We start from the raw sequence: 10881 nt of genomic DNA, 5'->3' as shown, positions 1-10881 counted from the left end.
CGATCAGCAGCAGCGTCAGCCCTTTATAAACCCACGGCAGCCAGGCGCTGGCGAAGAACAGCGGCGGGACAATAGCGACCAACAAGGCGACCACCATAATGGCCGGGGTGTAGATCCGGCTGAAGCGGTCGATGAAGCGCTCGATTGGCGCCCGACGCTCCTCAGCCTCTTCAATCAGCTTCAGGATGCGGTCGATGGCGCTGTCGCCCGGTTCGGATATCACGGTAAGCTGCACCAGGCGATCGACGCTGGTGGCGCCCGCCGCTACCCGTTCCCCGGCCTGACGTTCCACCGGCACCGACTCGCCGGTCAGGGCGCTTTCATCAAAGCTGGCAAACGGCGACAGCAGCTGGCCATCCGCCGGCAGACGCCCGCCGGCAGCCACTTCAATCACATCTCCGGGACGCAGGTCGCGCTGGGCGACGGTTTCCCGCACGCCGTTGCGCAGACGGATGGCGGTGTCGGGCTTCAGCGCCATCAGCGCGCTCACCCCCTGCCGTGCGCGGCTGGCGGCCCAGCCTTCGAGACGCTCGCCGATCAGGAACAGCAGCAGGACCATCGCCGCCTCCGCGGTGGCGCCGATAAACAGCGCCCCGATGGCGGCGACGCTCATCAGCGTTTCAATGGCGAACCAGCTCCCGCTCTTGATCAGGCGTAGCGCCTGGCGGGCAACCGGCCACAGGCCAACCAGGGTGGTGGCAATAAAGGCCAACTGACCGGCAGGGTGGTTGGCCTGCTCCAGCCCCCAGCTCAAGGCCATCATGATAACCAGCGTCAGTAACGGCAGATTGTCGCGCAGCAGCGACCCTCGGGTTTGCTCTGCTGCGGGAGCATCGGCATCGCGCAGCGTATACCCCGCCTGGCGGACCGCGTTCTCAACCTGAGCGCGGACATCGCCCTCGGCGTTAACCAGCAGCTTTTCTGTGGCGAACAGCACCTGGACCTGACTGACCCCGGGCACCTGACGGACCGCGGTTTCCACCTTGCGGGCGCAGGCGGCGCAGTCCATGCCATCAACTTGCCAGCTATAGCGGGCGTCGCTAAGCGCTTCGGCGGCAGGGGCGGACTCTGTGGCGCAGGCGTGATCTGTACAGCAGCTCTCCGCCGGGGCGGTTGCTGGCCGCATGGTGAAAGACGAGAATTGTGGAACTTTTTTATCCTGCGCGTCTGGAGTCGACATGGCACCCTCCGGGAAATGATAATTTTCTCATTAGCCGTAGGATACACTCTGGAGTCGACTCCAGAGTCAAGGACTAAATTACAGGTACAGCGCGCGCACGATCAGGAAGTGGCCGGCAAAGTAGAATGCGGCGGCGATGGCGTTATCGGCGCGGAAGCGGCGACGATAGTGGCTCACCAGCCACACGGCATTGCTCAGCAGCAGCAGGGCTGCGCCGGCGAAACCGGACAGCGCGGTGTTGGTGGGGCGGGCAAACCACAGCTCGCCGGCCAGCCAGACCATTACCAGCGTCATTCCGATAAAGGTCAGCACCGGCATTTTCATCTCTTCCAGCCGACTCCAGATCACCGCCATTAGCAGGGCGCCGAATACCAGCAGCACCAGCGGCAGCGGCCAGAAGAACGACAGCGTCAGCTGGCTGGCGAACCAGATGGTATACAGCAGATGTGACAGGAAGAAAGCGCCCACCGCGTACATCACCCGCTGGCGCGGCAGCAGGGTCAGGGCGTCGCCGAGCAGCGAGGCGCACAGGCCAGCCAGCACCAGATAGCTGATGGCATTGAACATCGGCGCCTGCCAGGCCAGTAACAGCAACAGAATCAGGGTGACAGGTTTAAAAACCCAGCGTCGCCATGCCGGCCCACGATAGGATGCATCGACATAAAGCCATGCGGAGAAACAGACAGCAATAAATGACCAAAGCATAGTAAGTCCCTGTATCTGTTATCATAAAGAAAGTTACGGATGCGTGATGCTACTACTCAGTGTAGTGGTTTGGCGTAGCAGATGACAATGTTATTCCCGACGCAGTATGCTGATTCCTGATATTTTTTATGGGTAACCCTAATGAGTAAAATGCCCCTCTTTTTTGTTCTGGTCGTCGCGGTGATTGTGGTGGCGGCTTCGTTTCGCTATGTCCAGCAGCGCCGTGAGAAACAGGCGAATGACGCCGCGCCGTTGCTACAAAAGCGGGTTATCGTCAGCAATAAACGGGAAAAAGTGATTAACGATCGGCGCTCGCGGCAGCAGACGGTGACGCCTGCAGGCAGTGAGATGCGCTATGAAGCGAGCTTTCGCCCCGAAAACGGTGGTCTGGAGGTGGTGTTTCGCCTTGACGCGCCGCAATATCACGCGCTGAGCGTCGGCGATCGTGGGATGTTGAGTTATAAGGGCACAGCGTTCGTGGCGTTTACGCCCGATCCCTGAGCCCTTTTCAGGACTATTTTTTCAGCGTCGCCTTCAGTTTTTTCTGCCAGGCGACGAGCTCAAACACGCCGAAAATAAAAATGCGGATTTGCTCAAAGCGGCTCAGCGGCGGCGCCTCTTTCGGCTGCGTCGCCTTGAGCAGCGTCAGCTGCAGACCGTGCATCAGGATCATGAAAATCAGCGCGACGTTGACAAAGATATTCAGCGGCTTCGGGAAGGGCTGAAACAGATTCAATAACAGAAAGGCCCAGACGCACAGCATCAGCAGGCGGCCTAAATTAATCAGCATGGTGCTCTCCTTGGGCCTCACGTTGGTAAAGACGGTAGGCGACCTGTCCGGCCACTTTTTCACGATACAATTGCCAGTTAGCCGGCACCGGCGGTAAGCCGTTTTCGACTTCGCTTTCGACGTACACCAGGGCCTCATCGGCCAGCCAGCCTTGTGTCTCCAGCAGACGTAGCGTCTCCTCCAGCAGCCCCTGACGGAACGGCGGGTCGACGAACACGATCTGGTGCGGGGTCCCCGGCTGGCTCAGGAAGCTGAGGGTGTTGGTGGTGATCACCTTGCCGCGATCCGCTTTCAGGGTGGCGAGATTTTTTTGCAGCTGCTGGGCTACGCCGCGCTCCATCTCCAGCAGCGTGGTGCTGGCCGCATAGCGGGACAGCGCTTCCAGCCCCAGCGCGCCGCTGCCGGCAAAGCAATCGAGGCAGTGCGCGTCAACAATGGACGGCGCCAGCCAGTTAAAAAGGGTTTCGCGAACCCGATCGGTGGTCGGCCGCAGGCCCGGGCTCTCCGGCACCGGTAATTTACGGCCGCGCCATTGCCCGCCGATGATGCGGATCTGACCGCTGCCCGCGTGGTTTGGTTTTTTCATCTCTCTGCTCAAGTCTCAACTTCCAGCCTGCTATTCTAGCGATCGACGGCGGTTGACGAAACCTTAATCCGGGGGCGGTGCTGCGAGTTAAGTTAAGTGATAGACTATCCAACTAATTTCATCATTTTTTCAGCTTCTGATGAAGCTGCGCCATGAATAAACAGCGAGGAGTGTGGTCGCAAATGGCAAAAGAGAAAAAACGTGGCTTCTTTTCCTGGCTGGGCTTTGGACAGAAAGAACAGGCACAGGAAACCGAGACAGAGCAAAAAGTAGAAGAACAGCAAGCGGTTGCCGAAGAGATACCGGCGGTTGAAACCCCTGCTGAGCCGAGCGCGCCGAAAGCAGACCCGGAGGCGTTTGCCGAAGACGTCGTCGAAGTGACCGAGACGGTGGTCGAAAGCGAAAAAGCGCACCTCGCGGAGCCTGCCAGCGCGCAGGAAGAAGAGTGGGTGGAAACGCCTGCTCTGACCGAAGAAACGCCTGTTGTTGAACCGGAGCCCGCGGTCAGCGAACCGCCTGAACAGCCTGCGGTGGTTGAGCCGCTGGCGGAAGAGGTTATCGCCGAACCGGTGGTGGCGGAAGCCGTAGCAGAGCAGCCTGTGGAAGGCATCGTTGTCCAGCCGCAGGAGACAGAAGCGCCCGAAGAGGACGCGCCGTTAAGCGATGAAGAGCTGGAAGCGCAGGCGCTGGCGGCCGAAGCGGCAGAAGAGGCGGCGGTAGTGGTGCCGGCGCCCGAGGATGAGGCGCCGCTTGAAGCGCTGGCTCAGGAGCAGGAAAAACCGACAAAAGAAGGCTTCTTCGCCCGCCTCAAGCGTAGCCTGCTGAAAACGAAGCAAAATCTCGGTTCCGGATTTATCAGCCTGTTCCGCGGTAAGAAGATCGACGATGATCTGTTTGAAGAGCTGGAAGAACAGCTGCTGATCGCCGACGTCGGGGTGGAAACCACCCGCAAGATCATTACCAACCTGACGGAAGGCGCCAGCCGTAAGCAGCTGCGCGATGCGGAAGCGCTGTACGGCCTGCTGAAAGAAGAGATGGGCGAGATTCTCGCCAAAGTAGACGAGCCGCTGAACGTTGAAGGCAAAACGCCATTTGTTATTCTGATGGTCGGCGTGAACGGGGTGGGGAAAACCACTACCATCGGCAAGCTGGCGCGTCAGTTTGAACAGCAGGGTAAGTCGGTGATGCTGGCGGCGGGGGATACTTTCCGTGCGGCGGCGGTGGAACAGCTGCAGGTCTGGGGCCAGCGTAATAATATCCCGGTGATCGCCCAGCACACCGGCGCCGACTCCGCCTCGGTGATTTTCGACGCCATTCAGGCGGCGAAGGCGCGCCATGTTGACGTACTGATTGCCGATACCGCCGGGCGTTTGCAGAATAAATCGCACCTGATGGAAGAGCTGAAGAAGATTGTCCGGGTAATGAAAAAGCTGGACGTCGACGCGCCGCACGAGGTGATGTTAACCATTGACGCCAGCACCGGGCAGAATGCTATTAGCCAGGCCAAACTGTTCCATGAGGCGGTAGGTTTGACCGGGATCACCCTGACCAAGCTGGACGGTACCGCCAAAGGCGGCGTGATCTTCTCGGTGGCCGATCAGTTCGGCATTCCGATTCGCTATATTGGCGTCGGCGAGCGTATTGAGGATCTGCGTCCGTTTAATGCGGGCGACTTTATTGAGGCACTTTTTGCCCGAGAGGATTAAGAATGATTCGCTTTGAACAAGTCAGCAAAGCCTATCTCGGTGGGAGACAAGCGCTGCAGGGGGTGACCTTCCACCTGCAGCCGGGCGAGATGGCGTTTCTGACCGGCCATTCCGGCGCAGGGAAGAGTACCCTGCTGAAGCTTATCTGTGGTATCGAACGGCCCAGCGCCGGGAAAATCTTCTTCAGCGGTCATGAAATCAGCCGTCTGAAGAGCCGTGAGGTGCCGTTCCTGCGCCGCCAGATCGGTATGATTTTCCAGGACCACCATTTGCTGATGGATCGTACCGTGTATGACAACGTGGCGATCCCGCTGATTATCGCCGGCGCCAGCGGCGATGATATTCGTCGTCGCGTCTCGGCGGCGCTGGACAAGGTTGGCCTGCTGGACAAAGCGAAGAATTTTCCCATTCAGCTCTCCGGCGGTGAGCAGCAGCGCGTGGGAATCGCTCGCGCGGTGGTCAACAAGCCGGCGGTGCTGCTGGCGGATGAACCGACCGGCAACCTCGACGAGGCGCTCTCGGAGGGGATTTTACGTCTGTTTGAAGAGTTTAACCGCGTCGGGGTGACGGTACTGATGGCCACGCACGATCTGGGGCTTATCTCCAGTCGTCCGTACCGCGTGCTGACGCTTAGCGACGGCCATCTGCATGGAGGCATTCGGGGTGAATAAGCGCGACGCAATGAACCAGATTCGCCAGTTCGGCAGCAAGTTCGATCGCCTGCGCAACGCCGCGGGCGGCGGCGGTGGCGGGCGCAATGCGCCAAAACGGCCGAAAGCGGCGCCTAACCCGGCCTCGCGTAAGAGCAACGTATTCAACGAGCAGGTGCGCTATGCCTGGCACGGCGCGCTGCAGGATCTAAAAAGCACGCCGCTGGCGACCTTCCTGACGGTAATGGTCATCGCCATTTCGTTGACCCTGCCAAGCGTCTGCTACATGGTCTACAAAAACGTCAGCAGCGCGGCGTCCCAGTATTATCCCTCGCCGCAGATCACCGTTTATCTGGAAAAAACGCTGGATGACGATGCCGCGGCGCGGGTGGTGGGCCAGCTGCAGGCGGAGCAGGGCGTCGACAAGGTAAACTATTTGTCCCGTGACGAGGCGCTGGGGGAATTCCGTAACTGGTCTGGCTTTGGCGGCGCCCTGGATATGCTGGAGGAGAACCCGCTGCCGGCGGTCGCCATCGTGGTGCCGAAGCTGGATTTCCAGAGCACCGAGGCGCTGAATACCCTGCGCGATCGGGTATCGCGGATCCAGGGTGTCGATGAAGTGCGGATGGACGACAGCTGGTTTGCCCGTCTCTCCTCGCTCACCGGGCTGGTAGGACGCGTGTCGGCGATGATCGGCGTGCTGATGGTGGCGGCGGTGTTCCTGGTGATCGGCAACAGCGTGCGCCTGAGCATCTTCGCCCGCCGCGATACCATTAACGTTCAGAAGCTTATCGGCGCCACCGACGGCTTTATCCTGCGTCCGTTCCTCTACGGCGGAGCGATGCTGGGCTTTTCCGGCGCGTTTTTATCGCTGATCCTGTCGGAGATTCTGGTAATGCGCCTCTCGTCGGCGGTGACCGAAGTGGCGAAAGTCTTCGGCACCCAGTTTGAGCTGAGCGGCTTAGGCTTCGACGAGTGTCTGTTGATGTTGATCGTCTGCTCGATGATCGGGTGGGTAGCCGCCTGGCTGGCGACAGTGCAACATTTACGTCACTTTACTCCCGATTAATAAAAGCGTGATATAATCTTTCCCTGCTGCAATGAGTTCCTGTTCGCAGGGAAAGATACCGCAAGCTTGTTCCCCTTTTCCTGCCCTCACTTTTTCATCGTGGTGTCACATTTTGTGCGTAATTTATTCACACCGTTGCATGGAACTTGTGGATAAAATCACTGTCTGATACTAATGTGAGTGATATTCTCGTTGCTCATGAATGCTGGCATGCTTGTTGCCTGATGGGGACAAGAACGCGTCAGAAGATATCAATTGAGAGGATTTGAATGACCAAAGAAATGCAAACTTTAGCTTTAGCCCCCGTTGGTAACCTGGAATCGTACATCCGGGCCGCTAACACTTGGCCGATGCTGTCGGCTGATGAAGAGCGGGAGCTTGCTGAAAAGCTGCATTACCAGGGCGATCTGGAAGCAGCGAAAAAGCTGATTCTGTCTCACCTGCGCTTTGTTGTTCACATTGCTCGTAACTACTCGGGCTATGGCCTGCCGCAGGCGGATCTGATCCAGGAAGGCAATATCGGCCTGATGAAAGCCGTGCGTCGCTTCAACCCGGAAGTGGGTGTGCGCCTGGTCTCCTTCGCCGTGCACTGGATTAAAGCCGAAATTCACGAATACGTGCTGCGCAACTGGCGTATTGTGAAGGTCGCTACCACCAAAGCACAGCGTAAGCTGTTCTTTAACCTGCGTAAAACCAAACAGCGTTTGGGTTGGTTCAACCAGGATGAAGTGGAAATGGTGGCCCGTGAGCTGGGCGTGTCGAGCAAAGACGTCCGCGAGATGGAATCCCGTATGGCGGCCCAGGACATGACCTTCGACATGTCGTCCGACGATGAGTCCGACAGCCAGCCGATGGCGCCGGTCCTGTATCTGCAGGACAAAACGTCTAACTTTGCCGACGGCATCGAAGACGATAACTGGGAAGAGCAGGCGGCGAATAAGCTGACTGACGCGATGCAGGGCCTGGACGAGCGTAGCCAGGACATCATCCGCGCCCGCTGGCTGGACGAAGATAACAAGTCCACGCTGCAGGAACTGGCCGACCGCTACGGCGTCTCCGCAGAGCGCGTGCGTCAGCTGGAAAAGAACGCCATGAAAAAACTGCGTGCCGCTATCGAAGCCTGATACGCCACGCCTGCCTGATACCTGATATCAGGCTCCCCGATAACGCCCCGCCTCAGGTTGGGGCGTTTTGTTTTTCTGCGTCCTCCCGGAGCAGGAGCATCTGCGGGCAGTGCGTCCGCAGGCAGCCGAGTAAGACGCTGAACGCCGACGCCATCTGCTCTTCGGGCTGGCTGGCGAATCCCATCAGTAATCCTTTCTTGCGCGCCGCCGTCAGGTAGTAGCGCGACAGCGGCCGCACCAGAATGTGCCGCGCATTGGCCTCTCTGGCGATCGCCACATCGTCAGCCTCTGCGGGCAAATTGAGGATCAAATGCAGCCCGGCATTATCGCTGAAGTCAGACAGGGCGTACGGCATACAGTGCCGCTGGATAAGCTCAGTTAAAAAGGCGCGGCGACGGCTGTATAGCAGCCGCATACGGCGGATATGGGCCGAATAGTGGCCGGCGGTAATAAACTCCGCCAGCGCCATCTGGATCAGCGAATGGCCGCCGCGGTAAAGCTCGGCATGGGCGTGCTTCAGGTCGCTGACCAGCGGCCGCGGGATCACCACGTAGCCCAGGCGCAGGCCGGGATAGAGCGTCTTGCTGAAGGTGCCGATATAGACCACCGGGGCGTCGGCGACCAGACCCTGCAGGGCGGGGATCGGCTGACCGGAAAAGCGAAACTCGCTGTCATAATCATCTTCGACGATCCAGCTCCCCTGCTGACGGGCGAGTGCCAGCAGGCGCTGGCGGCGCTCAAGGCTCATCACCGCGCCCAGCGGATACTGGTGGGAAGGCGTAACGAAGATCAGCCTCGGCGCATCGTCAACCGTCTCCGGCGGGCACAGGCCGTTGGCATCGACGGTCAGGGGCTCTGCCCGAACGTCGTTCATCGCCAGCACGTGGCGGATCCCCCAGTAGGAAGGCTCTTCCACCCACGCCAGATCGCCGTTATCACACAGCATGCGGGTGACCAGATCGATCGCCTGGTGGATCCCCTCGGTGATAAGAATTTGATCTGACTGACAGTGGACGCCGCGCGACACGCGCAGATAATCCACCAGCGCCTGCTGCAGTTCCGGGGTGCCACCGTTGCAGCTATAGCTGAGCCGCTCCGGTTTGGGCCGACGGCTGATGCGGGCCTGGATCTTACTGAACAGCGGGTGGGGAAAGGCGTTAACGTCCGGCACGCCGGGTATAAACGCTCCCCACTGGCGCGGGCTGGCGCTGACCTGGCCGAGCAGATGCTGGCCTCGGCGTGAAAGATGCGCCGTCGGTACCGCAAGACTGTTGTTTTCCCGCTCTTCTTTAGCCGTCAATGAGCTCTCAGGGGCGGTTTGGGCAACGAATGTTCCGCTTCCCCGACGAGAAACCACATATCCTTCCGCCAGCAATTGTTCATAAGTTGTTAATATGGTGTTTCTTGATACGCCGAGCTCGCCCGCCAGGTCCCGCGACGGCGGCAGACGGCTTTGCGGCGCCAGCGAACCGTCGAGGATCGCGCGGCGCAGCGCGTTATATAAGCGTTTGTGCAGAAGAGGATCCCGCTCTTCCTGCAGACGGACCAGCACCAGGTCACCCACCAGCGAACGCAATTGGATCCCTCAGATATTCAAAATTGGTACTCGATTATAGGGCCAACTCCTGTGTAAATAAACGACATCGTTTCTAATTTGTTGCGATAACGTGACATACACGACAGGAGATTCGCAGGTGAAAAGCTCAGAACTGAATCAACGTCGCCAGCAGGCGACGCCGCGCGGCGTAGGCGTAATGTGTAACTACTTTGTCGAGAAGGCGGAAAACGCCACGCTGTGGGATATCGAAGGCAATGAGGTGATCGATTTCGCCGCCGGGATCGCCGTGTTAAATACCGGTCACCGCCATCCGAAAGTGGTCGCCGCGGTTGCCGACCAGCTGCAGGCGTTCACCCACACCGCCTATCAGATTGTGCCGTACGAAAGCTATGTTTCGCTGGCGGAGCGTATCAACGATCTGGCGCCAATTGACGGGCCGGCAAAAACGGCTTTCTTCACCACCGGCGCGGAGGCGGTCGAGAACGCGGTGAAAATCGCCCGCGCTTACACCGGTCGTCCGGGGCTGATTACCTTCGGCGGCGGTTTCCACGGCCGTACCTTTATGACCATGGCCCTCACCGGTAAGGTCGCGCCCTACAAAATCGGCTTCGGGCCGTTCCCGGGCTCGGTGTATCACGGCGTTTACCCCAATGCGGCGCATGGCGTGACCACCGCGGATGCGCTGAAAAGCCTGGAGCGCATTTTCAAAGCGGATATTGCGCCGGACCAGGTAGCGGCCATCATTCTCGAGCCGATCCAGGGGGAAGGCGGCTTTAACGTCGCGCCGGCCGATTTTATGCAGGCGCTGCGCGACCTGTGCGATACCCACGGCATTCTGCTGATCGCCGATGAAGTGCAGACCGGTTTCGCCCGCACCGGCAAGCTGTTCGCTATGCAGCACTATGAGGTGAAACCGGATCTGATGACGATGGCGAAAAGCCTCGCCGGCGGTTTCCCGCTGTCGGGCGTTGTCGGTCGCGCCGAGGTGATGGATGCGCCAGCCCCAGGCGGGCTGGGCGGAACCTATGCCGGTAACCCGCTGGCGGTGGCCGCGGCGCACGCGGTGCTGGATGTGATTGCCGAAGAGCAGCTGTGTCAGCGCGCTGAACAGCTGGGTAGCCATCTGCAGGAAGTGCTCAACCAGGCGCGCGCTACCTGCCCGGCGATCGTTGATGTCCGCGGCCGGGGGTCGATGGTGGCGGTGGAGTTTAACGATCCGCAAACAGGCGAACCGTCGCCGGAATTCACCCGCCTTGTGCAACAGAAAGCGCAGGAGAACGGCCTGCTGCTGCTGAGCTGTGGCGTCTACGGCAACGTGATCCGCTTCCTGTATCCGTTGACTATCCCCGACGCCCAGTTCTCGAAAGCGCTGGATATTCTGGCGCGCGTACTGAAGAGCTAACGTCTCCCCGGCGGGCTGCGGCGGCAGGGAAGCCGAACAGAAACAGGACGCCGCAGCCGGCTGTTTATGCTCAGCGTGAGTGGTTTATCACCCTGATATCACCTTTTTTTT

11 protein-coding genes are annotated in these 10881 nt (G+C 59.5%); 6 read left to right on the top strand and 5 right to left on the bottom strand.

The window, feature by feature from the left end:
- Positions 1-1180 (bottom strand): HAD-IC family P-type ATPase (locus tag HMPREF9538_RS22320; protein ID WP_009484190.1); only part of this gene is annotated, 1180 nt, incomplete at its 3' end.
- A 78-nt stretch (positions 1181-1258) separates the two neighbouring features.
- Positions 1259-1885: a lysoplasmalogenase gene (locus HMPREF9538_RS22325; RefSeq protein WP_004173987.1), complete on the bottom strand. Its 627-nt coding sequence runs from the start codon at positions 1883-1885 to the stop codon at positions 1259-1261.
- Between the two features lie 150 nt (positions 1886-2035).
- Between HMPREF9538_RS22325 and HMPREF9538_RS22330 the strand changes: the two genes are divergently transcribed.
- Positions 2036-2386 carry a DUF2500 domain-containing protein gene (locus HMPREF9538_RS22330; RefSeq protein WP_004173989.1) on the top strand — a complete coding sequence of 117 codons (351 nt, stop codon included), beginning with the start codon at positions 2036-2038 and terminating at the stop codon, positions 2384-2386.
- A 13-nt stretch (positions 2387-2399) separates the two neighbouring features.
- On the opposite strand, the gene HMPREF9538_RS22335 is transcribed toward HMPREF9538_RS22330, so the two are convergent.
- Entirely contained in the window at positions 2400-2675 is a 276-nt protein-coding gene (locus HMPREF9538_RS22335) for a DUF1145 family protein (protein ID WP_002920822.1), read from the bottom strand.
- The gene (gene rsmD / locus HMPREF9538_RS22340; protein WP_002920820.1) at positions 2665-3261 is read right to left on the bottom strand and encodes a 16S rRNA (guanine(966)-N(2))-methyltransferase; all 597 of its coding nucleotides are present in this window, start codon (positions 3259-3261) and stop codon (positions 2665-2667) included. Before rsmD ends, HMPREF9538_RS22335 begins: the two co-directional genes overlap by 11 nt.
- Positions 3262-3443: 182 nt before the next feature.
- On the opposite strand from rsmD, the gene ftsY reads away from it, so the two are divergent.
- The 4 genes from ftsY to rpoH all read left to right on the top strand — a co-directional run bounded on the left by ftsY (position 3444) and on the right by rpoH (position 7810).
- Complete coding sequence (gene ftsY, locus HMPREF9538_RS22345) at positions 3444-4967, top strand: signal recognition particle-docking protein FtsY (protein WP_004173992.1); 1524 nt, start codon at positions 3444-3446, stop codon at positions 4965-4967.
- A gap of 2 nt (positions 4968-4969) precedes the next feature.
- Positions 4970-5638 (top strand): cell division ATP-binding protein FtsE, encoded by a 669-nt coding sequence (gene ftsE, locus HMPREF9538_RS22350; protein WP_002920817.1) that lies wholly within the window; start codon positions 4970-4972, stop codon positions 5636-5638.
- Complete coding sequence (gene ftsX, locus HMPREF9538_RS22355; protein WP_002920816.1) at positions 5631-6686, top strand: permease-like cell division protein FtsX; 1056 nt, start codon at positions 5631-5633, stop codon at positions 6684-6686. The genes ftsE and ftsX overlap by 8 nt, the downstream gene beginning before the upstream one ends.
- Before the next feature lie 269 nt (positions 6687-6955).
- Positions 6956-7810 carry an RNA polymerase sigma factor RpoH gene (rpoH, locus tag HMPREF9538_RS22360; protein ID WP_002920815.1) on the top strand — a complete coding sequence of 285 codons (855 nt, stop codon included), beginning with the start codon at positions 6956-6958 and terminating at the stop codon, positions 7808-7810.
- A 52-nt stretch (positions 7811-7862) separates the two neighbouring features.
- Here rpoH and HMPREF9538_RS22365 read toward each other — a convergent pair whose 3' ends face one another.
- Entirely contained in the window at positions 7863-9386 is a 1524-nt protein-coding gene (locus HMPREF9538_RS22365; protein ID WP_020317215.1) for a PLP-dependent aminotransferase family protein, read from the bottom strand.
- 118 nt (positions 9387-9504) lie between these two features.
- On the opposite strand from HMPREF9538_RS22365, the gene HMPREF9538_RS22370 reads away from it, so the two are divergent.
- Positions 9505-10770 carry a 4-aminobutyrate--2-oxoglutarate transaminase gene (locus HMPREF9538_RS22370; RefSeq protein ID WP_002920814.1) on the top strand — a complete coding sequence of 422 codons (1266 nt, stop codon included), beginning with the start codon at positions 9505-9507 and terminating at the stop codon, positions 10768-10770.
- Positions 10771-10881 lie beyond the last annotated feature (111 nt).

Origin of the sequence: Klebsiella sp. MS 92-3, assembly GCF_000195655.1 — a bacterium.
Taxonomy (GTDB): domain Bacteria; phylum Pseudomonadota; class Gammaproteobacteria; order Enterobacterales; family Enterobacteriaceae; genus Klebsiella; species Klebsiella pneumoniae.
This window is presented reverse-complemented; position numbering and strand designations above follow the sequence as displayed.

Coding starts and splice junctions, on each gene's coding strand:
- ftsE (WP_002920817.1), top strand. CDS start 4,970: ATGATTCGCTTTGAACAAGTCAGCAAAGCCTATCTCGGTGGGAGACAA.
- HMPREF9538_RS22330 (WP_004173989.1), top strand. CDS start 2,036: ATGCCCCTCTTTTTTGTTCTGGTCGTCGCGGTGATTGTGGTGGCGGCT.
- rpoH (WP_002920815.1), top strand. CDS start 6,956: ATGACCAAAGAAATGCAAACTTTAGCTTTAGCCCCCGTTGGTAACCTG.
- ftsY (WP_004173992.1), top strand. CDS start 3,444: ATGGCAAAAGAGAAAAAACGTGGCTTCTTTTCCTGGCTGGGCTTTGGA.
- HMPREF9538_RS22325 (WP_004173987.1), bottom strand. CDS start 1,885: ATGCTTTGGTCATTTATTGCTGTCTGTTTCTCCGCATGGCTTTATGTC.
- HMPREF9538_RS22335 (WP_002920822.1), bottom strand. CDS start 2,675: ATGCTGATTAATTTAGGCCGCCTGCTGATGCTGTGCGTCTGGGCCTTT.
- rsmD (WP_002920820.1), bottom strand. CDS start 3,261: ATGAAAAAACCAAACCACGCGGGCAGCGGTCAGATCCGCATCATCGGC.